Source organism: Novimethylophilus sp. (genome assembly GCF_036504375.1).
Lineage (GTDB): Bacteria > Pseudomonadota > Gammaproteobacteria > Burkholderiales > Methylophilaceae > Novimethylophilus.
In genome coordinates, this window is record NZ_DASXVH010000032.1 from 13,308 (window position 1) to 37,641 (window position 24,334).

The 24,334-nt window shown below is 59.8% G+C and carries 29 protein-coding genes and 1 pseudogene; 12 read left to right on the forward strand and 18 right to left on the reverse strand.

Annotated elements, in window-relative coordinates; genetic code table 11:
• Nucleotides 1-36: 36 nt before the first annotated feature.
• Both hda and VGK14_RS04015 read right to left on the reverse strand, forming a co-directional pair.
• On the reverse strand, nucleotides 37-705 hold the full coding sequence (hda, locus tag VGK14_RS04010) for a DnaA regulatory inactivator Hda (protein ID WP_331507642.1): 669 nt from the start codon (nucleotides 703-705) through the stop codon (nucleotides 37-39).
• Nucleotides 705-1,763 (reverse strand): AI-2E family transporter, encoded by a 1,059-nt coding sequence (locus tag VGK14_RS04015; protein ID WP_331507643.1) that lies wholly within the window; start codon nucleotides 1,761-1,763, stop codon nucleotides 705-707. Before VGK14_RS04015 ends, hda begins: the two co-directional genes overlap by 1 nt.
• Nucleotides 1,764-1,827: 64 nt before the next feature.
• On the opposite strand from VGK14_RS04015, the gene purM reads away from it, so the two are divergent.
• From purM to VGK14_RS04050, 7 genes are all read left to right on the forward strand, one after another.
• Nucleotides 1,828-2,877 (forward strand): phosphoribosylformylglycinamidine cyclo-ligase, encoded by a 1,050-nt coding sequence (gene purM / locus VGK14_RS04020; protein WP_331507644.1) that lies wholly within the window; start codon nucleotides 1,828-1,830, stop codon nucleotides 2,875-2,877.
• 36 nt (nucleotides 2,878-2,913) lie between these two features.
• Nucleotides 2,914-3,606: a DUF3108 domain-containing protein gene (locus VGK14_RS04025; RefSeq protein WP_331507645.1), complete on the forward strand. Its 693-nt coding sequence runs from the start codon at nucleotides 2,914-2,916 to the stop codon at nucleotides 3,604-3,606.
• 94 nt (nucleotides 3,607-3,700) lie between these two features.
• A complete protein-coding gene (locus VGK14_RS04030) occupies nucleotides 3,701-4,666 on the forward strand; it encodes a DUF3108 domain-containing protein (protein WP_331507646.1) in 966 nt (321 codons plus the stop codon).
• Between the two features lie 80 nt (nucleotides 4,667-4,746).
• Nucleotides 4,747-6,003 carry an RsmB/NOP family class I SAM-dependent RNA methyltransferase gene (locus VGK14_RS04035; protein WP_331507647.1) on the forward strand — a complete coding sequence of 419 codons (1,257 nt, stop codon included), beginning with the start codon at nucleotides 4,747-4,749 and terminating at the stop codon, nucleotides 6,001-6,003.
• Nucleotides 6,004-6,009: 6 nt separating this feature from the next.
• Complete coding sequence (locus VGK14_RS04040; protein WP_331507648.1) at nucleotides 6,010-7,263, forward strand: dicarboxylate/amino acid:cation symporter; 1,254 nt, start codon at nucleotides 6,010-6,012, stop codon at nucleotides 7,261-7,263.
• 183 nt (nucleotides 7,264-7,446) lie between these two features.
• Complete coding sequence (locus tag VGK14_RS04045) at nucleotides 7,447-8,208, forward strand: hypothetical protein (RefSeq protein ID WP_331507649.1); 762 nt, start codon at nucleotides 7,447-7,449, stop codon at nucleotides 8,206-8,208.
• 73 nt (nucleotides 8,209-8,281) lie between these two features.
• Complete coding sequence (locus tag VGK14_RS04050) at nucleotides 8,282-9,037, forward strand: hypothetical protein (protein WP_331507650.1); 756 nt, start codon at nucleotides 8,282-8,284, stop codon at nucleotides 9,035-9,037.
• A 25-nt stretch (nucleotides 9,038-9,062) separates the two neighbouring features.
• Here the strand turns inward: VGK14_RS04050 and VGK14_RS04055 are convergent, their stop codons facing one another.
• From VGK14_RS04055 to VGK14_RS04070, 4 genes and pseudogenes are all read right to left on the reverse strand, one after another.
• A complete protein-coding gene (locus tag VGK14_RS04055) occupies nucleotides 9,063-10,619 on the reverse strand; it encodes a DUF2339 domain-containing protein (protein ID WP_331507651.1) in 1,557 nt (518 codons plus the stop codon).
• Nucleotides 10,620-10,744: 125 nt separating this feature from the next.
• Nucleotides 10,745-11,923 (reverse strand): lysophospholipid transporter LplT, encoded by a 1,179-nt coding sequence (gene lplT, locus VGK14_RS04060; RefSeq protein WP_331507652.1) that lies wholly within the window; start codon nucleotides 11,921-11,923, stop codon nucleotides 10,745-10,747.
• A pseudogene (locus VGK14_RS04065) lies at nucleotides 11,920-12,489 on the reverse strand (AMP-binding protein); the annotation flags it as partial. The pseudogene VGK14_RS04065 and the gene lplT, both read right to left, overlap by 4 nt.
• Nucleotides 12,458-12,679: a hypothetical protein gene (locus VGK14_RS04070; RefSeq protein ID WP_331507673.1), complete on the reverse strand. Its 222-nt coding sequence runs from the start codon at nucleotides 12,677-12,679 to the stop codon at nucleotides 12,458-12,460. The gene VGK14_RS04070 and the pseudogene VGK14_RS04065, both read right to left, overlap by 32 nt.
• Between VGK14_RS04070 and VGK14_RS04075 the strand changes: the two genes are divergently transcribed.
• Entirely contained in the window at nucleotides 12,608-12,802 is a 195-nt protein-coding gene (locus VGK14_RS04075; protein ID WP_331507677.1) for a hypothetical protein, read from the forward strand. The two genes, VGK14_RS04070 and VGK14_RS04075, sit on opposite strands and share 72 nt — an antisense overlap.
• Nucleotides 12,803-12,873: 71 nt before the next feature.
• On the opposite strand, the gene VGK14_RS04080 is transcribed toward VGK14_RS04075, so the two are convergent.
• The 9 genes from VGK14_RS04080 to VGK14_RS04120 form a co-directional block, all read right to left on the reverse strand.
• Nucleotides 12,874-13,644 carry a class III extradiol ring-cleavage dioxygenase gene (locus tag VGK14_RS04080; RefSeq protein ID WP_331507674.1) on the reverse strand — a complete coding sequence of 257 codons (771 nt, stop codon included), beginning with the start codon at nucleotides 13,642-13,644 and terminating at the stop codon, nucleotides 12,874-12,876.
• Between the two features lie 77 nt (nucleotides 13,645-13,721).
• Nucleotides 13,722-15,560, reverse strand: a complete 1,839-nt coding sequence (locus VGK14_RS04085) for a nitric oxide reductase activation protein NorD (protein ID WP_331507653.1) — start codon at nucleotides 15,558-15,560, stop codon at nucleotides 13,722-13,724.
• A gap of 3 nt (nucleotides 15,561-15,563) precedes the next feature.
• Nucleotides 15,564-16,544 carry a 4Fe-4S binding protein gene (locus VGK14_RS04090; RefSeq protein WP_331507654.1) on the reverse strand — a complete coding sequence of 327 codons (981 nt, stop codon included), beginning with the start codon at nucleotides 16,542-16,544 and terminating at the stop codon, nucleotides 15,564-15,566.
• A 16-nt stretch (nucleotides 16,545-16,560) separates the two neighbouring features.
• Complete coding sequence (locus VGK14_RS04095) at nucleotides 16,561-16,965, reverse strand: hypothetical protein (RefSeq protein WP_331507655.1); 405 nt, start codon at nucleotides 16,963-16,965, stop codon at nucleotides 16,561-16,563.
• The gene (locus VGK14_RS04100; protein WP_414691700.1) at nucleotides 16,946-17,767 is read right to left on the reverse strand and encodes a CbbQ/NirQ/NorQ/GpvN family protein; all 822 of its coding nucleotides are present in this window, start codon (nucleotides 17,765-17,767) and stop codon (nucleotides 16,946-16,948) included. Before VGK14_RS04100 ends, VGK14_RS04095 begins: the two co-directional genes overlap by 20 nt.
• Before the next feature lie 11 nt (nucleotides 17,768-17,778).
• Nucleotides 17,779-18,045, reverse strand: coding sequence for a cytochrome C oxidase subunit IV family protein (locus VGK14_RS04105; protein ID WP_331507656.1), 267 nt, complete (start codon nucleotides 18,043-18,045; stop codon nucleotides 17,779-17,781).
• 8 nt (nucleotides 18,046-18,053) lie between these two features.
• A complete protein-coding gene (locus VGK14_RS04110; RefSeq protein WP_331507657.1) occupies nucleotides 18,054-18,671 on the reverse strand; it encodes a cytochrome c oxidase subunit 3 family protein in 618 nt (205 codons plus the stop codon).
• Nucleotides 18,672-18,817: 146 nt separating this feature from the next.
• Nucleotides 18,818-20,194 carry a cbb3-type cytochrome c oxidase subunit I gene (locus VGK14_RS04115; protein WP_331507658.1) on the reverse strand — a complete coding sequence of 459 codons (1,377 nt, stop codon included), beginning with the start codon at nucleotides 20,192-20,194 and terminating at the stop codon, nucleotides 18,818-18,820.
• 30 nt (nucleotides 20,195-20,224) lie between these two features.
• Nucleotides 20,225-20,650, reverse strand: a complete 426-nt coding sequence (locus VGK14_RS04120; RefSeq protein WP_331507659.1) for a cytochrome c — start codon at nucleotides 20,648-20,650, stop codon at nucleotides 20,225-20,227.
• A 268-nt stretch (nucleotides 20,651-20,918) separates the two neighbouring features.
• Between VGK14_RS04120 and VGK14_RS04125 the strand changes: the two genes are divergently transcribed.
• The gene (locus VGK14_RS04125) at nucleotides 20,919-21,644 is read left to right on the forward strand and encodes a LuxR family transcriptional regulator (RefSeq protein WP_331507660.1); all 726 of its coding nucleotides are present in this window, start codon (nucleotides 20,919-20,921) and stop codon (nucleotides 21,642-21,644) included.
• Here VGK14_RS04125 and VGK14_RS04130 read toward each other — a convergent pair.
• Complete coding sequence (locus tag VGK14_RS04130) at nucleotides 21,641-21,925, reverse strand: helix-turn-helix transcriptional regulator (RefSeq protein WP_331507661.1); 285 nt, start codon at nucleotides 21,923-21,925, stop codon at nucleotides 21,641-21,643. The two genes, VGK14_RS04125 and VGK14_RS04130, sit on opposite strands and share 4 nt — an antisense overlap.
• A gap of 199 nt (nucleotides 21,926-22,124) precedes the next feature.
• Here VGK14_RS04130 and VGK14_RS04135 point away from each other — a divergent pair, with 199 nt between their 5' ends.
• Both VGK14_RS04135 and VGK14_RS14635 read left to right on the forward strand, forming a co-directional pair.
• On the forward strand, nucleotides 22,125-22,712 hold the full coding sequence (locus tag VGK14_RS04135) for an acyl-homoserine-lactone synthase (protein WP_331507662.1): 588 nt from the start codon (nucleotides 22,125-22,127) through the stop codon (nucleotides 22,710-22,712).
• A 280-nt stretch (nucleotides 22,713-22,992) separates the two neighbouring features.
• Complete coding sequence (locus tag VGK14_RS14635; protein ID WP_414691701.1) at nucleotides 22,993-23,286, forward strand: topoisomerase DNA-binding C4 zinc finger domain-containing protein; 294 nt, start codon at nucleotides 22,993-22,995, stop codon at nucleotides 23,284-23,286.
• On the opposite strand, the gene VGK14_RS04140 is transcribed toward VGK14_RS14635, so the two are convergent.
• Nucleotides 23,281-23,427: a hypothetical protein gene (locus tag VGK14_RS04140; protein WP_331507663.1), complete on the reverse strand. Its 147-nt coding sequence runs from the start codon at nucleotides 23,425-23,427 to the stop codon at nucleotides 23,281-23,283. The two genes, VGK14_RS14635 and VGK14_RS04140, sit on opposite strands and share 6 nt — an antisense overlap.
• A gap of 359 nt (nucleotides 23,428-23,786) precedes the next feature.
• On the opposite strand from VGK14_RS04140, the gene VGK14_RS04145 reads away from it, so the two are divergent.
• Nucleotides 23,787-23,930, forward strand: coding sequence for a hypothetical protein (locus VGK14_RS04145; protein ID WP_331507664.1), 144 nt, complete (start codon nucleotides 23,787-23,789; stop codon nucleotides 23,928-23,930).
• 65 nt (nucleotides 23,931-23,995) lie between these two features.
• Here the strand turns inward: VGK14_RS04145 and VGK14_RS04150 are convergent, their stop codons facing one another.
• Nucleotides 23,996-24,322: a cupin domain-containing protein gene (locus VGK14_RS04150; RefSeq protein WP_331507665.1), complete on the reverse strand. Its 327-nt coding sequence runs from the start codon at nucleotides 24,320-24,322 to the stop codon at nucleotides 23,996-23,998.
• Nucleotides 24,323-24,334: the final 12 nt, after the last annotated feature.

Below are 24,334 nucleotides of genomic sequence, written 5' to 3' on the forward strand. Positions count from 1 at the left end.
TAGTGGCGGCGTAAATCTGCGCGCCGTGAACGGCATCTAGATCGGCGTATGCAGCAACTGCCGCAACAACGCCACCGTCACCGGTTTCTTCGCCGTCAGCGACCATTCGTCCAGTGCATCCAGCATTGCCATCAGCGTCGGCAGGTCGCGGCGCATGTGACGCAGCAGGTAGTCGGTGACTTCGTCGGGCAGGCGGAAGCCGCGCTCGGCGGCGTGGCGGCGCAGGGCTTCGGTTTTTTCGGCGTCGGTGAGCGCTTGCGCCTGATACACCAGGCTCCAGCCCAGGCGGGTGCGCAGGTCGTCGCGCACGGCCAGTTCCAGCGGCGCGCGGGGGCCGGCGATGATGAGCGGCTTGCCGGCGTCGCGGAACTGGTTGAACAGGTTGAACAGCGCGACCTGGCCGGTTTCATTAAGCTTCTGCACATCGTCCAGCGCCACCGCATCGCAGGTGGCGAGAAATTCCCAGTCGGCGTCACTGCGGACGTAGTGCGTGAACTGGCCTTGTCGTGCGTACAGCGCGGCCGCCGCCAGCAGCAGATGCGTCTTGCCGCTGCCGGATTCGCCCCAGACGTAGAGCGAGCGCTTGCCTTGGGGGTTTTCCGGCAGCGCGCGCAGCGCAGCGACTAATTCGGTGTTGCGACCGGGAACGAAGTTTTCCAGCGACGGCGCCGGGGCCGGCTGGATGTCGAGAATCAGCTGTTTCACTATCGGTAGAAAGAGCTGTCGAGATAATAGCGGCGCAGATGGCGCAGCGCGACCAGCAGCGCGGCGCTGGCCGGTAGCGCCAGCAACACGCCGAAAAAGCCGAATAGCTGGCCGAAAGCCAGCAGCGCGAAAATCACCGCCACCGGGTGCAGGCCGATGCGCTCGCCCACCAGCAACGGCGTGACTGCCATGCCTTCCAGCGCCTGGCCGATGCCGAACGCGATCAATACCGGCAAGAGGCCGGCGACACCCTGAAATTGCATCAGCGTGGCGACGAGAGCGAGGACGATGCCTACCGCGATGCCGAGATACGGGATGAACACCAAGAGCCCGGTCACCAGCCCGATCGGCAGCGCGAATTCCAGCCCCGCCAGATGCAGCGCGATGACGTAATACACGCTCATCAGCAGCATTACCGCAATCTGCCCGCGCAGAAACTCCGACAGCACGGTGTCGATTTCACCGACGATTTGCGTGGTCAGCGCATGCCAGCGGCGCGGAATCAGCCGCTCGATGCGGGCCAGCATGCCGCCCCAGTCGCGCAGCACATAGAAAAATACCACCGGGACCAGCAGGATGTTCGCAGCGATTCCCAGCAGCGCCAGGCCGCCGGTTTTGAGCGACGGCAGCAGGTGCGCCGCGACATCGCGCGCATTTTGCATATGGCTGACGAGAAAAGCCTTGATCTCGTCGGCGTCGATAGCGATGTCGATGCCGAAATTAGTTTGCAGCCAGGGCATGGCGTGCAGTTTGAGCCAATCCAGATACGCCGGAATATGCCCGATGAACAGCTGGGTCTCGCGCTGCACCAGCGGTGCCAGGATCAGCACCAGGCCGACGAAGGCGCCGATCAGCAGCAATAAGGCGGCGACCGCGCCGATGCTGCGCGGGATGCGTTTCTTCTCCAGCCAGCCCACCATGGGGTTGCAGATATAGGCGAGGATGGCCGCGAACATGAACGGCGCGAGGATAGGGCTGAGCAGATACAGTAGCCAGAGGAGTGCCGCCAGCGGAATCAGCCAGAAGAATTGAGATACACCTGCACTGTTGTCTCGCATTGGGCCGTTTCGCGGTAAAATTCGGAAAAGCCGTAATTTATCCTGCCGACAGCGAGAATACAACTTGAGCGCTCCCAATTCACAGAAACCTTCCATCAGCTACCGTGACGCGGGCGTCGATATTGACGCCGGCGATGCGCTGGTGGAGGACATCAAACCTTTCGCCAAGCGCACCATGCGGCCGGAAGTGCTGGCCGGCATCGGCGGTTTCGGTTCCTTGTTCGAAGTGCCGAAAAAATACAAGAATCCGGTGCTGGTGTCGGGTACCGACGGCGTCGGCACCAAGCTGAAGCTGGCGTTCCAGCTCAACAAGCACGATACCGTCGGCATCGACCTGGTGGCGATGAGCGTCAACGATATTCTGGTGCAGGGTGCCGAGCCGCTGTTCTTCCTCGATTATTTCGCCTGCGGCAAGCTGGAGGTCGGCACCGCGGCGCAGGTGATCAAGGGCGTCGCCGCCGGCTGCGAACAGGCCGGCTGCGCGCTGGTGGGCGGCGAGACGGCGGAAATGCCGGGCATGTATCCGGCCGGCGAATACGACCTGGCGGGCTTCGCCGTCGGCTGCGTGGAAAAAGACGCCATCATCGACGGTTCGACCATCGGTGAGGGCGACGTGGTGCTGGGGCTGGCTTCCAGCGGCGCGCATTCCAACGGCTATTCCCTGGTGCGCAAGCTGATCGGACTTTCCGGCATCGATATGGATAGCGACTTCCATGGCCAGCCGTTCCGCGACGTGGTAATGGCGCCGACACGCATTTATGTGAAGCCGCTGCTCAAGCTGCTGGCGGCGTTGCCGGTCAAGGGCATGGCGCATATCACCGGCGGTGGGCTGACCGGCAACGTGCCGCGCGTGCTGCCGGAAAATCTGGTTGCCGAGATTGACGGCAAGGCATGGACCCTGCCGCCGTTGTTTCAGTGGTTGCAGGCGCAGGGCAACGTTACCCACGACGAAATGCATCGCACCTTCAACTGCGGCATCGGCATGGTGGTGATTGTCTCCGCCGCCGACGCCGAGCACGCGCAAAACCTGCTGACGGCAGAGGGTGAACGGGTGTGGCGCATCGGCTCTGTGCGGCAGCGCTGCAACGGCGAAGAGCAGACCATCGTTAAATAAGTCGTCGAATAAAGAGGATGATGCGTTAAGCCCACCATGAACAAATACCTCCTGTTGTTAAGCGGCCTGCTGGCTTCCTGCGTGGCGATTGCCGCGCCGCAAAAAGTCACTGCCGTCTATGAGGCGACCCGTGACGGCAAGCCTTTTGCCACGGTGAACGAGACCTATCGCCGGGAAGGCGATCATTACCGTATCGAGAGCGTGACTACGGGTAAGGGCGTTTACGCGCTGTTCGGCAAACGCAGGCTGACCAGCGAAGGCGAAGTCAACGCCGAAGGACTCAAGCCGCACCGTTTCGAGCAGCAGCAAGGCGATAACGCCAGGAAAACGGTCGCCGCGGAGTTTGACTGGGCCGCGGGCAAGCTGACGTTGAGTTCCAAGAAGAAAACTACCACGGTCGATCTTGTTGCCGGTACGCAGGATCTGGCCAGCTTCACTTACCAGTTCATGTTCCAGCCGCCTGCTGGCGAGGAGTTCACGTTGCCGGTGACTACCGGCAAGCGGTTGCGCAATTACCAGTACCGCGTGACGGTAAAGGACGAAACGCTGGATGGCGTGCTGGGCGGGTTGAAAGTGGTGCGGTTAAGCAATGCAGTCAAGGATGGGGACGACGATGAAAAAGAGCTCTGGCTGGCCACCGACAAGTATTTCATTCCCGCCAAAATCGTATTGCGCGATGAAAACGGCATGAAGATCGAACAGGTTCTGACCAGTCTGAGTTTCGAGTAATCCCATGCCCAGGCTGTTCAGCCGCCGGCTTTTCTGGGCTATCGCCGTATCGGTGGCAATACATTTCTTGTTGGTGTTCGGTGCGAAAATCCCCTTGCCTGACTGGGCTCAATCCAGGGAAACCATAGATGTGACGCTGGCGCCGCTGCCTAAGCCGCTGCCTGTAATAGCACCTGCGCCACGGCCGCAACCCCGCCAGGCACTGCCGCAGGTTAAAAAGCCGGCAAGGTCCAAGCCGAAGAGCAAAACAGTCGAGCCGCCGCCGCAGGAGGCGGTACCCGCATCTCCAGCCCCAAGCGTGCCTGTTGCGCCGGTCGAGGCGCTCAGGCCGCAGGAAACATCGCCTGCGCCTGTGGCCGAGCAAGGGGCGGCGGAAGAGCAGGGAGCGGCAGATATTGCGGAAGAACCCGCGGTCGTACCCCCCGCACCGAAACGGGTGGAAATCGATTTCCAGCTCGCTCGCGGCAAGGGCGGCACCCCTCTGGGAAAGGTGAAGCAGGCTTTCAAGCTGGAAGATGATAATCGGTACACGCTGCACAGCGTGGCCGAGGCCAGCGGTCTGGTATCGCTGTTCGTTTCCGGAAAATTCGAAGAGCATAGCGAAGGGCAGGTGACCGAGCATGGCCTGCAACCGCTGAGTTTCCGCCAGCAGCGCGGCAGCGGCAAATCGCAGTCCGCGAGCTTTAACTGGGGATCGCATACCGTGGCGATGGAGGCCGGCGACCGCCGCTCATCGGTCGAGATCGTCGACGGTACGCAGGACATGCTGAGCTTTCTTTACCAGTTCATGTTCGTGCCGCCGCTGGAGCAGATGCGCGTGACGGTAGCGAATGGCAAAAAGCTCAAGACTTACGTTTATTCATTCGAGGGCGAGCAGAAACTGGAAACCCGCATGGGAACGCTGCGCGTCATCCACATTGCCAAGAGCAGCGGCGATGCCGATGAAAAAACCGAAGTGTGGCTGGCCGCGGATTACCGTTATTTGCCGGTAAAGATTCGCCAGACCGATAAGGACGGCACCGTCACCGAGCAGCTGGCGACACGCCTGCTGATAGAATGATTCAAATTAATCCGCCACAAGGAAGCACATAATCGCCTGGCTTTGTGCTTCCGTGGCCAAGCCGTCTTTTTAGGATATCCATGGCCCTGACCAAATCGCTGTTTGAAACCGCGGTTACCGCATTGACGGAGCTGCAGGAAGGTCGCGGCGCTGCCGATGCCCGGCTTTCCGCCTACTTCCGCGATAACCGCAAGCTGGGCGTGCCTGACCGCGCTTTCATCGCCGAATCGCTCTATACCATCCTGCGCCGCAGACGGTTTCTCGAATATCTGGCGCCCGACGCCAGCCCGCGCCGCTTGCTGCTGGCTTGTCTGGTGCGGCTCAACGGCATCAACCCGCGCGAACTGGAGCCGTTGCTGCGCAAGGCTGAAATCGAATGGCTGCATGAACTCAAGGCCAAGCCCGCCGACGATCTGCCGCTGCCGGTGCAGGCCGAACTGCCGGACTGGCTGTGGGCCAGGCTGGTCGCGCAATACGGTGATGAGCAGGCGCTCGTTTTGGCACGCAGCTTGCAGCAAACAGCGCCGCTGGACCTGCGCGTGAACCGCTTGAGCGGCCAGCGCGAAGCGGTGCTGGCACTGTTCGCCAAGGAAGGCATCGTCGCCGCGCCTATGCCTTATTCACCGGACGGGGTAAGACTGAAAGACAAGATCGCGCTGAACAAGCACGTGCTGTTTCAAAAAGGCGTGGTCGAAGTGCAGGACGAAGGCAGCCAGTTGCTGGCGATGCTGGTCGCGCCGCGGCGCGGTGAAATGGTCGCCGATTTCTGCGCCGGGGCAGGCGGCAAGACGCTGGCACTGGGCGCGCTGATGGCGAATACCGGCCGGCTTTATGCCTTTGACGTATCGGAGCGGCGCCTCGCCAACTTGAAGCCGCGCCTCGGCCGCAGCGGCCTGTCCAACATTCACCCGCAGCTGATCGCCAACGAGCGCGACCAGAAGCTCAAGCGCCTGGCCGGCAAGTTCGACCGCGTGCTGGTGGATGCGCCGTGCAGCGGTCTCGGCACGCTGCGTCGCAACCCGGACCTGAAATGGCGCCAGACCGAACTGGATATCGCCGAGCTCGCCATCAAGCAGGCCAACATCCTGGCCGCCGCCGCCAGGCTGGTCAAACCCGGCGGGAGGCTGGTGTATGCCACCTGCAGCCTGCTGCGCGAAGAAAACGAAGCCGTGGTCGAAGCCTTCCTGGCGCAGCATCCCGAGTTCAAGGCCGGCAATGCGGCGGAAATTCTCGCCCAGCAGAAAATTCCGCTGGATACCGGCCCGACGCTCAAGATGCTGCCGCATCAGCACGGCACCGACGGCTTTTTTGCGGCAGTGATGCAGCGCGGCGAATAGTTTGCGATGAAGATCTCGCTCAATGCCCAAATCCTGCTCGGCGCGGCGCTTGGCATCGTGGCCGGCTTGGGCATGGCCGCGGCGGGCAAGGATGCGGCAGTCACGCAAAACGGGCTGTATGTGGCCGGGCTGGCGGGCGGCGTGTTCGTCGATCTGCTGAAGATGATCCTGGTGCCGCTGGTATTCACCTCCATCGCGGCCGGCGTGGCCAACTTGCGCATGCACCGGCAGATGCACCGGGTATGGACGCTGACGCTGGGGTTCTTCGTGCTGTCGATGGCCATCGCCATCGTGCTGGGCATGAGCGCTGCCAACCTGTTCGCGCCCGGCAAGGGCTTGAGCCTGGACCTGTTTCGCGACGCGATGCAGGGCTTCCAAGCCAAGCGCATGGGTCTGGCGGAATTCGCCGTGAGTTTCTTTCATGGCCTGTTCGTCAACCCTTTCGCCGCGCTGGCGCAGGGCAATGTGCTGGCCATCGTGGTGTTTGCGTTGTTCGTCGGCGTCGCGCTGGTGATGGGCGGCGAACGCTACCGCAATGTGCTGGCGCTGTTGCAGGAAGGCCTGGAGCTGACGCTGCTGATCGTCGGCTGGGTCATGCGGCTGGCGCCGTTCGGCATCATGGCGCTGCTGGCCAAGCTGGCGGCCACGCAAAATGTGCTGCTGCTGGCAAGCCTTGGCAAGTTCGTCGCGGTGGTGCTGGGAACCACGCTGCTGCACGGCGCAGTCGTGCTGCCGCTGATCCTGTTCGCGGTGACCGGCGTCGGCCCGCTGAAATTCTGGCGCGGCGCGCGCGAAGCGCTGATCACCGCTTTCGCCACCAGTTCCAGTTCAGCCACGATCCCGGTGACATTGCGCTGCATGCAGCAGCACTTGCACGTCAGCCCCGGCATCGCCGGCTTCGTCGTGCCGCTGGGCGCTACCGTCAACATGGACGGCACCGCACTGTACGAAGCCGCGGCGGCGCTGTTCATCGCCAACCTGGCCGGCATAGACCTCGACCTGGCGCAGCAGCTGATCGTATTTTTCGTCGCGATGCTGGCCGCGATCGGCGCACCCGGCATCCCCAGCGCCGGCATGGTAACCATGGTGATGGTGCTGCAATCGGTCGGCCTGCCGGCCGAGGCCATCGCCATCCTGCTGCCGATCGACCGTCTGCTGGACACCGTGCGCACCGCGGTCAACGTCGAGGGCGACATGGTGGGCAGCCTGGTGGTGCAGCGGCTGGTGAATGGCCCCAGGAGCGCCTTGGAAAATATCTAAAAGTGAGGTATTCGTAATCTGCGGTTGATTGCGGTAATAGCTGGTGGGGCGCAGAAATTTTCATTCGTGTTGATTTGCTATGAAGTGAATGCCTCATATCGGCCAGAAGCAGTCATTAAGCGGTAACTTGTTATTCTTAAACTTATCATTTGTTTGCGATGATTTATATGCGAAAGGCTTTGAATGAATACCGCAGCTAAGAACAATTTGAGCAAAGTCCCAGAGGTGACCCTGGTATTTTGGATTATCAAAATTTTAGCAACGACTTTGGGTGAAACTGGCGGCGATGCCGTGTCAATGTCGATGAACTTGGGCTACCTGGTAGGCACAGCAATTTTTACTGCGCTTTTCCTTGTGGCCGTGTTTGCCCAGATCAAGGCCAAGGGTTTCCATCCCTTTCTTTACTGGACCACTATTATCGCAACCACCACTGTGGGTACAACTCTCGCTGATTTTGCGGACCGCTCTCTGGGTATAGGCTACGCAGGGGGTTCGTCGCTGTTGCTCGTTCTCCTCATGACGTCCCTCTTCGTTTGGCATCGTTCGCTTGGAACAATTGCTGTCGAGACAATAATCACGTCTAAAGCCGAAATGTTTTACTGGGTCACCATCATGTTTTCCCAAACGCTAGGGACTGCATTAGGCGATTGGACTGCGGATACTGCAGGACTTGGCTACGATGGCGCAGCAATTCTATTTACTGCCTTATTGGGAATTGTGGTTGCCGCTTACCATTGGACTTCCATCTCGAGAACGACCCTTTTTTGGGTTGCATTTATTCTGACCAGACCACTGGGTGCTGTCGTGGGTGATTTTCTCGACAAACCATTCAGCTCTGGAGGGCTTGAATTGAGCCGCTATTCTGCATCAGCCGCCCTGCTTGTATTTATCGTTGCCTGCATCATGATTTTCCCGCAGCGGGCAGGCAAACAGGGTGCGCATTAAAGGTTGATTCACGCGCGAGCAATTCAAAATAGACGAAACATACTTTCTATTCATCCTATCCGGAGTTCAGAATTTGCTGGTTTTAAGAAAAATCAAACTTTCTGTGTTCTTAGTGATGGTTGTAGCTTCTACCCCGACTTGGGCAGGCCCTCCGTTCGTCACAGATGATCCTGAACCTGTGGCAAATCAGCATTGGGAAATCAGTTTCGCTGTAAATGCGTCCAGGAGCCAAGGAAAAACCTCGGTAGGCGCTCCGAGCATCGATATCAACTATGGCTTATTGCCGGATGTCCAGATTCATGCTCTGCCAAGACTGACGTATGCAAAGACCAGTGAGGACGAGCATTACGGGTTAGATAACACCGAGATTGGCATCAAATACAGGTTCTTTAATCGCCAGTATGATCATTCGACCTGGATGGTTGGAATTTACCCTATGCTACTTTTACCAACGGCCGATAAGACGCTGAATCCGGATGAAAGAAAAATCCAGACATTTTTGCCGCTATGGATTCAAAGAGACAGCAAGGATTGGACTATTTATGGTGGTGCAGGGTATAGGATTAATCAAGGGTCAAACACAAAGAACTCATACTTTGTCGGCGTCGCGGCTCTCAACCATCTATCTGAAAACCTCCTGCTGGGTGGGGAGCTGTTCCACGAAACACCTTCAAGAATTGGTGAAAAGGCAACTGTCGGATTCAATCTGGGCGGGAAATATGATCTGTCAGACCACTTCCATTTGCTCTTTTCGGCTGGTAAAGCCCTCATCAATGCTTACTCCACTAACCAATTTTCGTCTTACCTAGCGTTGCAAGCAACGTATTAACGGATGCCCTGTTTTAAACAGCGTCTCATTCCAGCAACTCGATTTTGCGGTACAGCCAGCCGCCGAGATAGAAGCTGCATCCCACCACGAGCAAGGTGAAAATGCGCACTGTCGGTGCCGATGAAGCCAAGTCGTAGAACAGCACCTTGCCTGCCGAAATGGCAAAAATCAGCAGCGATGATTTCCCCAGCAACTTATCCTTGAAGCGTAGCGCAATCAACAGACAGACGACGGCCAGGATACCCCAGGTCAGCGACACTGCGATGCGGTCGTGAAACACCTGCACCGCGGCGGCAATGGCCGCCAGATGGCCGCCCAGCAGCAACAGCGGCCATGCCTGCTGCAAACTATTGGCACGCCGCGCCAGATAATAGCCGCCGTAGAGTTCCAGCGCGTAGCAGACCGCAAGCAAATCGGGTGCGGTGACGCCGCCGCGGTCGAAGCCGGCGACGATGCGCAGGTAGTTGATCAGGAAAATCGCGATCACGGCAAGCCAGACGAATCTGCCCGGCGCCGCCATATCCCGGCGCAACGCACCGTAGGCGGCCGTCGCCGGCACCAGCAAAAACGCCACCCAGGGAGCCCAGGCGTACGGTATGGATTCGATATAGCCGGCGTGGAACAGCACCAAGGCCACATAAGCCTGCAGCAGCATCCTGCCTCCTGCCAGTTCCTTGCCGGCAGCGTTGCGGGCGAGCAGGTAACACAGCGCGACGATGGCGGCGCTTGCCACCGCGACCCACGGGGCGAGGGCGGGTATATGCTGCTTGAACAGTGCATATTGCAGGAAATAGAACACCAGCAAGGCCGGCAGATGCGCAACCGCGGCTTCCTGGTTCAAGGGCGACTGGCGCCTGACCGAATAGATCGCCGCGGTGCCGGCAAAAATCACCAGCAACGCCGTCTGGAATATTCCGGCACTCAGCCATTGGTCGGCATAGCTGCCGTCGCGCCAGGCCCAGTCGAAGCCGATCAGCGCCATGTAAAGCGCCAAGAGGTAAACGGCACGGCTGCCGACCCAGATCGAAAACATGCAGAACACCGCGCTCCAGCTAGCGAAATAGATCGCCAGGTCGGTGATGTCCAGCATCAGGCTGCGCAGCAGGAAGGGCACGGAATAAGTGCCCGCCACCGCGAAAAAGGCGTACAGCGTGCTTTGGAACACATGGCACAGCCACAGCGATAACAGGCAGGCCAGCGTAACGGCGGCCAGCGCGGCCGGGGCTCCCACCAGGCCATAATATAAATGTGCGGCATAGATGGCGATGAACAGGATAATGATGCCGCCCGCCGGCAACAGCCCGGCATAAGCGCGCCCGCCGCCGCTCGACTCGCTGCGCCGCAGCCACAGGCCAATGCCTATCATCGCCAGCGCGCCGATTACGGCAAGCCCGATCTGGCGCTCCGGCGTCAGCCAGCCGGAAGCGATGGCCAGCCTGACGATGTATGAAGCCGCCAGCACCAGCGCCGCCGCGCCGCCCCAGCCCAGCAGCTGCGTGGCGAGGCGGGCCTTCGCGGGCAGGCTTTGGGGTCGGGGCGGCAGGCTTTGCGGGCGGCGCCTTGATGGGGGACCGCGCTTCAAGCCGGCTTAACCGGGCTTCAATCGCTTCCAGCCGTTCTTCGATGCTTGCCATGTCGATCCCCCTATTTAATTCATGCTTATCATAACAAGAAAAAAATCCGGCACTGTCGGGCTGAAACGCTGGATTATTTATGCATCCGCGTCCACGCCAGCGAGCCGATCACCGCAAACACCACCAGCCCGAACAGGGTGGCTGAGGCAACCACCGGCATCCCGGCCTTCACCATCAGCGTATATAGCCCTACCATTACGATCATCGCGAAGTTCTCGAACACGTTCTGCACCGCAATGGCGTGGCCCGCGCCCACGGTTTCGTGGCCGCGCTCCTGCAGCAGGGCGTTGAGCGGCACCACGTAAAAGCCGCCGCAGACGCCGATCAGCACCAGCAGGGCGACGGCTGCGGGCAGGCTGGAGGCGTGGGCAAAGACGGAGATCAGCAGGCCGATCAGGATGCCCGCGGGCAGTGCGCGGTTGACGGTATCGAGATTGACGAACTTGGCTGCCGCAGCCGCACCCAGCGCGATGCCGATGGCGACCACGCCGCTTAAGTTGGCGGCAGTGCCGTTGTCGGTAATCAGCAGGGCGACCGGCACCCAGGCTACCAGCAGGAAACGCAGCGTGCTGCCGCTGCCCCAGAACACGCTGGTGCCGAGCATGGAAAAGCGCGCGTCCGGGTTTTTCACCAGCGCGATCAATGCATTCCAGAAATCCTTGATGAGCACGACGGGCGAAAATGTTGCCACCGGATGCGCCGGCGGCAGTTTTGGAATCAAGAGATTGGCCAAACCGGCGATCAGGTAACAGGCGGCCACGCCGGTCAAGGCTGCCGTCACCGACCGGTCCGCCAGCATGCCGCCCAATACCGCGCCCAGCAGGATGGCAACGATGGTGGAGCCCTCCATCATGCTGTTGGCCTTGACCAGTTTGTCCGGCCCGACCAGCTCGGAGAGGATGCCGTACTTCGCCGGCGAATAAGCCGCCGCGCCGACGCCGACCAGGTTGTAGGCCAGCAGCGGATGCAGCCCCAGCAGCATCGCCATCGCTCCGGCAAACTTCATCGCGTTCGCCGCCAGCATCACCCGCCCCTTGGGCCAGCTGTCGGCAAACGGCCCGACAAACGGCGCCAGCAGGATGAAGGCGATGGCGAAGAACTCCTGCAACAGCGGCGTTTGCCAGCCCGGGGCATGCATGGATTTGAGCATCGCGATGGCGGCGAACAGCAGCGCGTTGTCGGCCAGCGCCGAGAAAAACTGCGCGGCGAGGATGGCGATCATGCCGCGCGATGAGAGGCTGTTATGCATCATTCCGTCTCCGCCATTTGTCTGAGCTTCACATAATCTACCTTGCCGGTGCCCAGCAGCGGCAGTTCTTTCACCGCGATAATCTTGCGCGGAACGACGAGTTCCGCGCTGCCGAGATCATGCGTGGTGGTTTGCAGAGCTTTGCGGGTGAGGCCGGCGTGCGTGGTGCAGAGGATGATGTTCTCGCCACGCTGCGGATCGACTGGGTGGTGGCTGCATGCCGATGTTCCGGAGAGGCGTGGCCGGCGATCCGTTCGACCACTTCCGGCGAGACCATTTCACCGGCTACTTCCGCAAATATTTTGACGCGGCCGAGGATGCGCAGAGCGGCTTCCATCCTGGGCTCCAGCCCTGGCAGCAGCGGGCCGACGGTGCCGAGGCTGTTGGCCATGGGCGTGTTCACCGCCAGCACCGGGGCGCACTCGGTGGCGCCGTAGCCTTCCAGGATGCGGATACCGAACTTCTCCGCCCACACCTTGCGTACCTCCTCGTTGAGCTTTTCCCGCCCCGGCAACGACGTAGCGCAGCCTGTAGAAGTCATAGGGATGGGAGTAGTTGCCGAGGAAGGTAACCGCTAGGTTTGCGTCTGCACATACGCCAGCACACGTTGCAGCAAGCCGGCGATGTGCGGTTTGTCGATCCAGGAATACACTTCCTTGCCGATTTTTCGCTATGCAATGCCCCGGCTTGACGCAGCACCTTGAGTTGATGCGATATCGCCGTGCGGCTCAGCGCAGATACGGAAACGATCTGCGTCACGTTGAGCCGTTCTCCCGGCGCGAAAGTCAGCAGGATGCGTTGCCGCTGCTCATCTCCCAGTGCGACAAAAAGAGCGGAAACATCGCGCCATTCGGCCGGCAGTTTTTGGATGCGGTCGGTTAACATGTCTATATGTTTAAACTTTATAGTTATGTATGTCCAGCGTCTGGAGATAGTGAGATTTTCGGATTCGGCTAGTCGAAAGTATAAATGTCCATCGCCAGGATGCCGTAGGTGACGCCGGCTTCATGGCGGCGGGCCGGTTTGCCCGCCGCCGCCCCGAGCGCGACGAACAGCGGCAGCAGATGGTCTTCCGTGGGCTGTGCCCGGGCAGCGCAGGGAGCGCGCCGACGGTAATCCAGCAGATCTTCGATGTTGCCGGCGGCGAGGTGGCGGGCGATCCAGCCGCTGAATTCAACGACATAATCGCGGGCCGGTGCGTTGGGATCGGGAGTGGTGAAATCGGCAAGATTATGTGTAACGGCGCCCGATGCCAGGATCAGCACGCCTTCGTCGCGCAGCGGCGTCAACGCCCGGCCCAGCCGGTAATGATGGTCGGGGCCGTGATTGCTCTGGATCGAAAGCTGGGTCACCGGGATATCCGCTTCCGGATATAAATAACGCAGCGGCACCCAGGCCCCGTGGTCCAGGCCGCGATGGGCGTCGGCGATAGTTTCGAAGCCGGCATCGAGCAGTAGCTCCCGCGCCCGGCTGGCCAGTTCCGGCGCGCCCGGGGCGGGATATTGCAAAGTGTAGAGCTCGGCCGGAAAACCGCCAAAATCGTGAATAGTCTTGGGGCGCGGGGTAATACCGACTGCCGGTTGCGGCGTATCCCAATGCGCGGAAACAACCAGGATGGATTGCGGTGCGGGCAGGCTTTGGCCAAGGCTGGCCAGCAGCGGCCCGGTTTGGCCGGGGTCGATGGCCAGCGTCGGGGCGCCGTGCGAAACGAACAGGCTGGGGATGCGCAAATCATTTCTCCTAAAGGTTCTGCGAGCGGCCGCAAAAATCCTGGGTTAGAGTTAGATCTGCGAGCCGAGTTCTATTGCCTCGTCATTTGCGCGTACAGCAGCGGCAATTCCCGCGGCAGATCTTCCGGCTTGCGGATCACCGCATAGCCGCCGGCGCCGAACAGATGCGGCAGATAGTCGTTGGCTTCGCGATCGATGGTGACGCAGAAGGGCTGCAGCCCCTGCCGGCGCGCCTCGCTCAGGGCCATGCGGGTATCTTCGATGCCGTAGCGGCCTTCGTAGCGGTCGAGGTCGTTGGGCTTGCCGTCGGTGAGCAGCAGCAACAGGCGCTGGCTGCTGGGCTGTTTCGACAATAGCGCTGTCGAATGGCGAATGGCGGCACCCATGCGGGTGTAATAGCCGGGCTTGATCGCAGCGATGCGGCCGCGGATATCCGAATCATAACGTTCATCGAAACTTTTCAGGCGATGAAAACGAACATGGCTGCGCTTGAGCGAAGAGAAGCCGTACAGCGCGAAGCGGTCGCCGGTTGCCGAAAGAGCCTCGGAAAACAGGAACAGGCTGTCGCGGATGACATCGATCACGCGCGCGTGGTCCGAGGCATAGGCATCGGTGGATAACGACAAATCAGCCAGCAGCAGGCAGGCCAGGTCGCGCTGCTGGGCGGTTTGCGCGCGGTAAAGCCCGCGTTCGGCGGCGTGCACGCCGATGAGTCGGTCGGTTTCATGGCGCACCCAGGCATCGAGATCGACTTCCTCGCCATCGGCTTGCGCCTTGAGCCAGCTGCGCACCGGCACCAGAGCCTGGAACTGGCTGCGCAGACGGCGCGCGGTACGCCGCAAAGGCTGGGGCAGCTCGCACGGCGCGGCCCGGCGCGCCACCATTTCCTGCAGGCGGCAATAATCCGGCTGCAGAAGCTGTTTCTTCCAGTCCCATTCCGGCAGCGCAATGCCTTCGCCCAGTACCGTGTCGTCCTCGCCCGCAGCCGGCAGGTCAAGGTCGAAGCGCAGCTTGGCGGCGCTGGTCTGGCCATCGCGCGCGACCGTCATGGCGTCCATATCCTCGGCCGCAAGCGCGGCGTTGGCGGCGTCTTCTTCGTCGTCCTGCGGGCGGTTGACCTTGATGTATTCGGTCCATGAAAACAGGCTTTCGGCGCGGAACAGCATGAGAAAACCGTCCTTGCCGTCGGGCATGTCGGTGCGCTCGGCGACATGCCTGCGGCGGCTGTGCGCGACGTCCTGGCTGGTTTCGTCGCGTTCCGGCGCGCCGTCGCCAACTGGGGCGCGACCTGCCTTGCCCGCGGGCGGCAGCGGATGCGGCCACAGCGGTACCGGCTGGAATGGGCGGCGCGCGCGCGGCAACGTTTCTATGCTGCCGGGCTGCAGCAGCGCCCGGCGAAGGGCCTGCTCCTGCGCGGCTTCGTCCTCGGGCAACTGTTGCGGGGCGCGGCGCAGGGGCAGCAGCGCCTGCACCAGCCGGCGGTAGCGCGCAGTCAATCCGGGAAAGCGCTCCAGGGTCGCGAGCGTGGAGCGCTGGCTGCGCACGATCCAGGGCAGGGCGGGCTCGGCCTCGACGGCGGAAAGCGCGACCAGCCACAGATAGAGATCGCGGTTGAGGTCGCGTTCGGGAAACAGGTCGATGCGCTCGGGCAGGCGCAAGGTTTCGCCATCGCGCCAGGCGAGTTCGGCCTTTTCGCCGCTGGCGGCGAGCCATTCCAGCCAGCGCCGGCGGGCACCGTGTCGCGTGGCGGGCGTAGCCGACAGGTTGAGGCCAGGGTCGCCGCCCAGCGCGCGGAAAAAAATGCTCGCGGTCTTGCCGATTTCATCCAGCGTGACCGCAGCCTGCGCATGCCGCCGGTCGGCCGCGTGCGTCACCAGTTTGTGCCAGAGTCCGCCAACGTATTCTTCCATCTCTCAAGTTCTCACAATCTGGATGACTCGATGATGAGACGCTGCCTGCCGTGTTTGCTCGCGGTCGGATTTGTCCAGCGCCGCGGTACCGGCTGTCCACTCCAGTAGCGAGCCGTGCGGGCTGTCAGCTTGAGAGTCGCGGCAGGCGGTGATGCAGCTCGCGCACTGGGTGCAGGAAAACATGTGGCGCTTGATCGTGCGTGGCTTGAGCCGCATCGGGCAGGCATTGTCGCAGGCATTGGTGCAGTCCTGGCAGGCGCTGGCGTTGGCGCGGTCGAAGGCCACCACCATGGCGCGGTGGTTGGCCATCCAGGCCAGGCTCTGGAACAGGCCGACGGCGCAGCCAAAGCGGCAGAACAGGTGCCGGGCAAGCGTGAATTCGAGGAAGAATACGCTGGTGCCGATGCCGATGAACAGCGCCTGATTACGCGTCGGCGTACCGTGCCACAGGTTGGCGTAAATTTCCGACGGCGGCAGCAGGTAGGTGAGCAGTGCCGTCGCCCAGACAAACGAAAATGCCAGCGTCAGCGGCAGTAATACCAGCAGCCAGGCCCGGTTGCGCTGGACAGGACGCGCGCCCTTGTCCTGCTCGGGCAGGGTTTCCCGGTCCCACACGCTGTGCTTGCCGATGGCGCGGCGCATCAGCTGGTTGAGCGTTTCGACCACGGAGAAATGCGGGCACAGCCAGCCGCAGTAGAGCCGGCCGTATTTCAGCGAAACGACGATGACCAGGGCGATGACCGCGGCGAGCGGCAGAAACCCGCGCACAAAGATATTGAATCCGGCCTGCAGCGGGGTAATTTGATGCGCCAGCAGGGCGTCCAGCCCTAGCGTCCAGTCCATGCCGAAAATGATGAAATGGTGCAAGTTAAGGTCGAGCCGGAACAGGTCGAACACCGGCGCCAGCACGAACAGGATGAAAAAACCGCCCTGAAACAATCGCCGCCGCAGTTGCAGGTTAGAGCCTGTTTCAGTAGAAAACAAACACATCTTTTGTTTCCTATTGAAACAGGCTCTTATCATCGCAGCGCACGCCTATCAACGGGTAAACGAAAGGCTTGCCGGCGAGGGCACGCGCAAGCCCGGCCATGCCGAGCAGGATCAGCACGGAGTGACAGCTGAAGAAATAGAGAATAAGGGTGATCAGCGTATAGGCGGAACGATAGCCGCCCAGCAGCAGGATGAGCGTAGTCAGGGCTACCAGCAGCGCGCCCGCCCACAGGCTGCCGGATATCGCCTGGCGTAGATGGCAGCGTGCCAGCGCCGGCGTTTGCGGAGTCTGGCGCAAATACAGCAGCAGCAAAATGACGAACCCCAGCACCGGCACCAGCGTGATGTTGGCCAGGTAGAGCACCTCGGCTGCTATTGCGAGGCTGCGGCCGTCGTCATTTGCCGAATGTGGCATCGATGACCTCGCTCAATGCAGAGGCGGTGTCGGGGTCGTCGGTCAGTGTTTCCACCAGCGCCGCGCGGCAAGCCAGCGACGGTTCGCAGCCGTCCTTGATCAGCGTTGCGGCATATACCAGCAGCCGGGTGCTGGCGACTTCCTCCAAGTCGTGGCCGCGCAGCGCCCGGAAAGCCTGGGCGATGGAAACCAGGCGTTTTGCGGCCATGTTGTCGATGCTGGTTTCGCCCACCAGAATCGCCTCTTCCTGCGCCGGGGCGGGAAAATCGAAGCCGAGCGAGACGAAGCGCTGGCGCGTGGAGGGCTTCATGCCCTTGAGGAAATTCTGGTAGCCGGGGTTGTAAGACACCACTAGCATGAACGACGGTGGCGCTTCCAGCAGTTCGCCGGTGCGGTCTATCGGCAGAATGCGCCGGTCGTCCGCCAGCGGGTGCAGCACCACGGTGGTGTCCTTGCGCGCTTCCACCACTTCGTCCAGGTAGCAGATGCCGCCTTCGCGCACCGCGCGGGTGAGCGGGCCGTCGCACCACACGGTCTGGCCGTTGCCGATCAGGTGGCGGCCGACCAGGTCGGCGGCGGTAAGGTCGTCGTGGCAGGCGACGGTGTACAGCGGCAAATTCAGCCGCGCCGCCATATGCGCGACGAAGCGTGTCTTGCCGCAGCCGGTGGGGCCCTTGATCAAGAGCGGCAGGCGGTTGCGCCAGGCGCGCTCGAACAGCTCGATTTCACTGCCGTGCGGTTTGTAAAACGGAATGGTGTCCATTGCTTGTTCGAGGCTCGGCAATGCGTTTGACGAGTTCATCGTATCCCCTGTCAGATATAGGCCACGGCGATCAGGCCGCCGACGATCACGAAGTAACCGAAGACTATGCTACGCCACCAGATATTGGTGTGGCGCAAGCCCATGAAATAATTCGCCACCATCTGCCCCTTGACGAGCGCGATCAAGAGCAGCGCCAGCATCACGTTCTTACCGGCCAGGCCGGTCTCGCCGATGCTGTAGGTGAGTGTCGTCAGTGCGACCAGGGCCGCCCAGATGGCGGTGGAGAAGAAATCGGATTGGTTTTTTGCGGTTTGCATGGCAGCCTCTAGCGAATGATGTACACCAGCGGAAAAAGAATGATCCACAGCAAATCGACCATGTGCCAGAACGACGCGCCGGTTTCCACGCCCACGTAATCATGCCGGCTGTAGCCGCCGCGGCGCGCCTTGGCGATGACGCAGGCGAGGATCACCATGCCCATCAGCACATGCATGAAGTGAAAGAATGTCAGCGCCAGGTAGAACATGTAAAAGGCATTGGTGCTGAGCGTGATGCCGGCCTCGAACTTGGCGTGAAACTCTACCACTTTGATGGCGACGAACACGCCGCCGAGCAGTACTGCGCCGGACAGCCAATGGGCGCATGCTCGCGATAAGCCGTGCTTGATCGCGGAAACAGCGCGCACCACGCAATAGCTGCTGGTGATCAGTGCCAGCGTATTGATCGCACCCGAGGTACGGCTCAGTGTGAGTTGCGAGTCGTTGAACATCTCGACATTGTGGGCGCGGGTGAAAGCATAGGCGACAAACAGCACGCCGAACGCCAGCATCTCGGCGAAGATGAAAATCCAGATCGCCAGATCGCCGGGCAACGCGCCGTCATGGCCGGACGACGGCGATACGGTCGGCGTGAAGGAGTCGATTACGATGGCGGGCTGGTTCATGGATTTTTCTCAACAAGGCAGATTGACTGCATGTATGAATAATACCCCGTGAAAGCAGTCGGGTACTTGATGTGCATCAACTGCGTGCAGAAATAAAAAAGGGAGAAGCCAACGTCGCTTCTCCCAGGGGCAACTACCCTTAATCATTAAGTTGTGGCTTTGGCTTCGCCTTTCACGAAGAAGCTGCATACATAGACGATCAGGCCGATCAGGAACACCATGCCGGTGCCTTCACGCGCCCAGTAGAACAGCGAGATCTGATCCTGCACCGCCATGAAACTCATCGGCGTGGCGGAGACGCGTTGCAGCCATACCTGCAGGATGCCGGCGCCGGTGAGGAACAGCGTGATGAAGAACATCGAGATGCTCATCAGCCAGAACGCCCACATTTCCATCACCTGCGATTTCTCTGAATTTGCCGCCCGTCCGCGCAGGATGGGCATGGCGTAGGAGATCATCGTCAGCACCACTGCGACATAGGCGCCGTAGAACGACAGATGGCCGTGCGCCGCGGTGATCTGCGTGCCGTGGGTGTAATAGTTGACCGGTGCCAGCGTGTGCAAAAAGCCCCACAGCCCGGCGCCGAGGAAGGCCATCACGCCCGTGCCCAGCGCCCACAGCGTGGCCGCCTTGTTGGGATGCTCGCGGCGGCGGCGGTTGACCATGTTGAAGGCGAATACCGTCATCATGAAGAACGGAATCGGCTCCAGTGCGGAGAAGATCGAGCCCCACCACTTCCAGTATTCCGGCGTGCCGATCCAGTAGTAGTGGTGACCGGTGCCGATGATGCCGGTGACCAGCGTCATGGTGATGATCACGTACAGCCATTTCTCGATCACTTCGCGGTCGACGCCGGTGACCTTGATCAGCACGAAGGCCAGGATCGAACCCAGGATCAGTTCCCACACGCCTTCCACCCACAGGTGCACCACCCACCACCAGTAGAACTTGTCCTTCACCAGGTTGGCCGGGTTATAGAATGAGAACAGGAAGAACCCCGCCAGCCCCGCCAGCCCCAGCACCAACACCAGGCTGATCGCGGTCTTGCGGCCCTTGAGCAGGGTCATCGTGATATTGAACAGGAAGGCCAGCGCCACCACCACGATGCCGAGCTTGGTCGGCAGCGGCTGCTCGAGGAACTCCCGCCCCATGGTGTTGAGGATGTCGTTGCCGGTCATCTTGGCGAGCGCCGCATAGGGCACCAGCAGATAACCCAGGATGGTGAGAGCCCCTGCGACCAGGAACACCCAGAACATCGCGATGGCCAGCTTGGGGCTGAACAGCTCGGTTTCGGTTTCCTCCGGCACCAGATAGTAAGAAGCTCCCATGAAGCCAAACAGCAGCCATACGATGAGCAGATTGGTGTGCACCATGCGCGCCACGTTGAACGGGATTTCGGGGAACAGGAAATCCCCCACGACATACTGCAGGCCCATGATGAGGCCGAACAGGATCTGCCCGATAAAGAGGCCTATCGCGGCGATGAAATAAGGCTTCGCCACTGCCTGAGACTTATATTGCATGATCGTTATCTCCAGATGATGAAAGGCAGGTCAGCCTTCGATATTGGGCGGCCACTTGTTGGTGTTGATTTCCGAGGTGTACTTCAGAAACGCCACAAGGTCGTCCAGTTCCTGGTCGGTCAGGTTGAACTGCGGCATTTGCCGGCGTCCGGGAGCACCGGTCGGCTGCGACTTGATCCAGGCTTTGATGAAGTCCGGTCCGCGCCGCTTGTAGACATTGCCGAGTTCGGGCGCGAAATAGGCACCTTCGCCCAGCAGCGTATGGCAGCCGATGCAGTCGTGGGTTTCCCAGATGTTCTTGCCATGCGCCACGGCCGCCGTCAGGTTCTGGCTGTTATCGCGTTTGGGCAGGGTTTGGTTGGTGTCGAAAGCCAGCGCCAGAAACAGCAGGAAAAAAAACACCGTCCCGCCGTAAAAGACATTGCGCGCCATGGCTTTGGTAAATGTTGCGCTCATTGCATTCTCCTCCGCTAATGCGAACTGATTGTTCGACGCTGTACTGTAGCACCGCGGATCAATTTAATCCTTGATGCACATCAATCTTGGTTTTATAAAATCGGTTGATTTATCGCAGCCTTACCTTCAAACCGCGGCTGTTGGTTAGCCGCGTAAAAAGCCTTTTGTGATAAATGGTTGCATTAATAAGCGGACCTTACGATAATTAAATCTGGCTGCAGGAACACCAAAAACAAACGCATGCCGGACAAGCAGGTAAAGGGGGCACGTGGTTCAGATCGAATCGCTGTATGGCTTGTTGAATTGCGCGACGGAAGACGCCTGGAGTAAGGCGCTGTTCTCGCTGGCGCGCCGGCATGGCTTCGAGCAGACGGTGTACGGCGTCGTCCCCAACAAGCAGACCCCGCTGGAAAATGCCTTTCTGCGCAGCAATTATTCATCCCGCTGGCGCAGCAAATACGATTCGGAAAAGCTGCATTACGTTGACCCAACGGTGGGCCATTGCCTGAACAGCACGTTGCCGCTGATCTGGCAGCCGCAAACCTTCAAAGCCCCCCAGCAGCGCGAGTTGTACGAGGAGGCTTGCGGCTACGGCATTCGCTCCGGCATTACCTATCCGGTGCATGGGGCTAACGGTGAGTTTGGCGTCATCAGTTTCGTTTCCGATACCCTGGCCGACAAAAAGTTTCAGCGCGAACTGGGCCGCTTCATGCCCGAACTCGCACTGATCCGGGATTATGTCTTCGAATCTTCGCTGCGTTTTGCCACGCCGTCAGCTCCGCAGGAAAATAGCATCCATTTGACCCGGCGCGAGCTGGAAAGCCTGAAATGGGCGATGGTGGGCAAGTCCTCCTGGGAAATCTCCCAGATCATGCGCTGCTCGGAGGCCACCGTTAATTTTCACGTCGGCAATGTACGCCGCAAATTCAAAGTGGCTACCAGGCAGCAAGCGGTGGTCAAGGCCATACGTCTCGGCCTGATCAGCCCGGTCTAGACCGACGCTTCGCTCGCATTCGCCGTCAACTTCAGCACCGGGTTGCTGCGGCGCGCCCGCCACAAATCGCCATCGCTGACCGTCCCTTCGAAATACAGTTTGATCAGGATCGCCACCGAAGGCGGAATCTCCGTTCCCAATTCAAAGCGGCTGCCGCGCGACTGGGTCACCCCGAAACGCCGCCAGAACTTGGTCTGGGTTTCGCGCCGGGCGATGCGGGATTCCCGCAGTACATCGGCGCGTAAAAAATTTTTATCCAATCCACGAACATCGTCTTTCATGTCGTTAACTCCTCATCAGGCACAATCATTCGGAAATGTGACACGCCCTGTGTTCGCCCTCTGGGCATCGCGTCATCAGTACGCAATTTTCCTGCCTGTTTGCCCTCTTTCCAACCTATCAACCTTGATAGTTATGTAAATACACAAAACGCATAATTATCTATGCCTCCTGCATAACCAATCTGAATGGAGGCTTAAAATGTCGTTGCAAATCCAAATAGCAGCCCGGCGTGACTTCCAAAGCAAAGATCTATGGGACATGCACAAACTGCGTGCCAAGGTGTTCAAAGACCGCATGGGGTGGGACGTGCCCATCATGAGTGGCATGGAAATCGATGGCTACGACGCGATCGAACCGCACTACATGATGATGAAAGAGCCGGGCGGGATATTGCGCGGCTGTTGGCGCATTTTGCCGACAGAGGGGCCCTATATGCTCAAGGACTCCTTTCCCGAACTGCTGCACGGACAGCCGGCGCCGGCACATCCGAAAATCTGGGAATTAAGCCGGTTCGCCATCGAAACCGAAGGCCGCCAAAATTTTGGCTTCTCCGAGCTGGCGATGGAATCCATCGAAAAAATCATCTCCTACGGCCACCATATGGGGGTCGAGCACTACGTCACGGTCACCACCACGGCCATCGAACGCCTGCTGCGCCGCGCCGGTGTCGTGACGCTGCGCTTCGGCCCGCCGATCCGAATCGGAGTCGAGAATGCGGTGGCCTTGCACGTGGATATCGAAAAAACCTACAAAGGCTTATGTGACACGCTGGCAAAGGCGGCTTGATGGCGGCCAGGGCTTGGGTAATCCCAAGCCCTCAACGATGGAAAACCTATCCGTCCTGATAGGTTTGCGGCATATGCAAAAGGAATATCATCCCCAATAAACAGCTTGTAAATCAATAATCAATCGGCATAAAACAATAACAATTGCCGGCTACAAGAAAAACGAATGAATCACAAGGGGAGCATTGCCGCCGATGGACTTTATGGGCATTGAGCGGCATGTATGGTCACTCGACCGCATCCTTTGCATGGATGCAGGTGTGAGATCTTGAAAAATAAAAATGCTAAAAAATAAAAGGAAATCGACCTCCACCCCCACCCCCGGTGTGGATAGAGCTTCATCGCGGCGATGGAAGTTCTTGACGTTCAAGCGCGGGGAGGCGGTGCCGGAACAGCCTGGCGCCAGCAGTATTGCCTTGGATACGGCTCAGCCGGCAGGCTCAGGCACAGCCCAAACCTGCCCTAAATGCAGCAGCCAAATGGTGCGCCGGGTGGCGGTTTACGGAGCCAAGGCGGGTAACGAATTTTGGGGATGTTCGAGGTTTCCGGCATGTACCGGCGTGCGATGGTCATGACTTGAGTTTCATACCAAAAATTTCCTTGGCCAAGCCAAATAAAACTTGGCCGTATGTTAAGTAGGGCGCAGCAACCGGCGCGCAAGAGAACGTGAATTTGTCAGCGAGAGATAAATCCGGCGCATGTTCGTCGACCAACATGCCCTGATCCACATGCACGCTTAAGCCGGCGGTCTCGAAAATCTGCTGTCTATGCCCACCCGCTCGGTGAAATAAGCCTGCAGCTCGCCTATCCTGTTGCCGTGCAGGGTATCAATCCGGCAGGTTGGCCGCCTGTCCAATAACCAGCCTGCAAGGCTGGAAAGTTAGTGCGCCTAATCTATTTCGGCAGAGTCACACTAGGTCAATGACGGCTCATCGGCTTGAGGTACCAAGCTTACTGCCTTATTCACGGCACTAACGCGCGTATTCTACAGGCCATCGTGCCCTTTTTCTGCCAAGCGGCCGAGGCGGCTTGTATAAAAACCTATCCGCATGATTCTTGAAGATTGGAATACCCAATGAGCTCGCCCAATTTCCTGCGTGAAGCCGCCATCCATCTTTCCGCCGCCGTGTTTGCGGTACCGCTGTTCAAGCGGCTGGGGCTCGACTCGGTGCTGGGTTATCTGCTGGCGGAGCGGGGCAATACGGAAGGCAATAAATAGAACCTGTTCTTGGTTCTTGTCAGGCGGCTAAAAATCCAGAATCGCCTGATTTAAGCTCAAACGGATCAGAAAGGTAAAAACTTCCGCACCCGGCGCGCGATCTGGCCGAGTTTAGTGCCATCCAGCTGGTAATGCTTGTGCAGCGGTTTGCGCACTTCCCAGGCGCAGCTCATCCCGGCGGGGAAGGTGACCAGGTCGCCCTTGCCGAAAGTAACCGGTTCGCCATCTTCAGGCGTAATTACGCACTCGCCTTCGAGTATCAGCGCAATTTCCTGCTCGGGAAAAGTCCAAGGGAAGGTCGATACTTCTTTCGACCAGGTCGGCCACTTGGAAACGCCCAGCGCTTCCAGGCGGGCGGCGTCCGGGTTATGCTCGATGACGATGTTGCTCATGTTGTTGTCCTT

Excerpts from the sequence above, each read along its gene's own strand:
- VGK14_RS04015 (WP_331507643.1), bottom strand. The coding sequence starts at position 1,763 with ATGCGAGACAACAGTGCAGGTGTATCTCAATTCTTCTGGCTGATTCCG.
- VGK14_RS04025 (WP_331507645.1), top strand. The coding sequence starts at position 2,914 with ATGAACAAATACCTCCTGTTGTTAAGCGGCCTGCTGGCTTCCTGCGTG.
- VGK14_RS04035 (WP_331507647.1), top strand. The coding sequence starts at position 4,747 with ATGGCCCTGACCAAATCGCTGTTTGAAACCGCGGTTACCGCATTGACG.
- VGK14_RS04040 (WP_331507648.1), top strand. The coding sequence starts at position 6,010 with ATGAAGATCTCGCTCAATGCCCAAATCCTGCTCGGCGCGGCGCTTGGC.
- VGK14_RS04045 (WP_331507649.1), top strand. The coding sequence starts at position 7,447 with ATGAATACCGCAGCTAAGAACAATTTGAGCAAAGTCCCAGAGGTGACC.
- lplT (WP_331507652.1), bottom strand. The coding sequence starts at position 11,923 with ATGATGCATAACAGCCTCTCATCGCGCGGCATGATCGCCATCCTCGCC.
- VGK14_RS04085 (WP_331507653.1), bottom strand. The coding sequence starts at position 15,560 with ATGGAAGAATACGTTGGCGGACTCTGGCACAAACTGGTGACGCACGCG.
- VGK14_RS04095 (WP_331507655.1), bottom strand. The coding sequence starts at position 16,965 with ATGCCACATTCGGCAAATGACGACGGCCGCAGCCTCGCAATAGCAGCC.
- VGK14_RS04100 (WP_414691700.1), bottom strand. The coding sequence starts at position 17,767 with ATGAACTCGTCAAACGCATTGCCGAGCCTCGAACAAGCAATGGACACC.
- VGK14_RS04105 (WP_331507656.1), bottom strand. The coding sequence starts at position 18,045 with ATGCAAACCGCAAAAAACCAATCCGATTTCTTCTCCACCGCCATCTGG.
- VGK14_RS04110 (WP_331507657.1), bottom strand. The coding sequence starts at position 18,671 with ATGAACCAGCCCGCCATCGTAATCGACTCCTTCACGCCGACCGTATCG.
- VGK14_RS04115 (WP_331507658.1), bottom strand. The coding sequence starts at position 20,194 with ATGCAATATAAGTCTCAGGCAGTGGCGAAGCCTTATTTCATCGCCGCG.
- VGK14_RS04120 (WP_331507659.1), bottom strand. The coding sequence starts at position 20,650 with ATGAGCGCAACATTTACCAAAGCCATGGCGCGCAATGTCTTTTACGGC.
- VGK14_RS04130 (WP_331507661.1), bottom strand. The coding sequence starts at position 21,925 with ATGAAAGACGATGTTCGTGGATTGGATAAAAATTTTTTACGCGCCGAT.
- VGK14_RS04135 (WP_331507662.1), top strand. The coding sequence starts at position 22,125 with ATGTCGTTGCAAATCCAAATAGCAGCCCGGCGTGACTTCCAAAGCAAA.
- VGK14_RS14635 (WP_414691701.1), top strand. The coding sequence starts at position 22,993 with ATGCTAAAAAATAAAAGGAAATCGACCTCCACCCCCACCCCCGGTGTG.
- VGK14_RS04140 (WP_331507663.1), bottom strand. The coding sequence starts at position 23,427 with ATGTTGGTCGACGAACATGCGCCGGATTTATCTCTCGCTGACAAATTC.
- VGK14_RS04145 (WP_331507664.1), top strand. The coding sequence starts at position 23,787 with ATGAGCTCGCCCAATTTCCTGCGTGAAGCCGCCATCCATCTTTCCGCC.
- VGK14_RS04150 (WP_331507665.1), bottom strand. The coding sequence starts at position 24,322 with ATGAGCAACATCGTCATCGAGCATAACCCGGACGCCGCCCGCCTGGAA.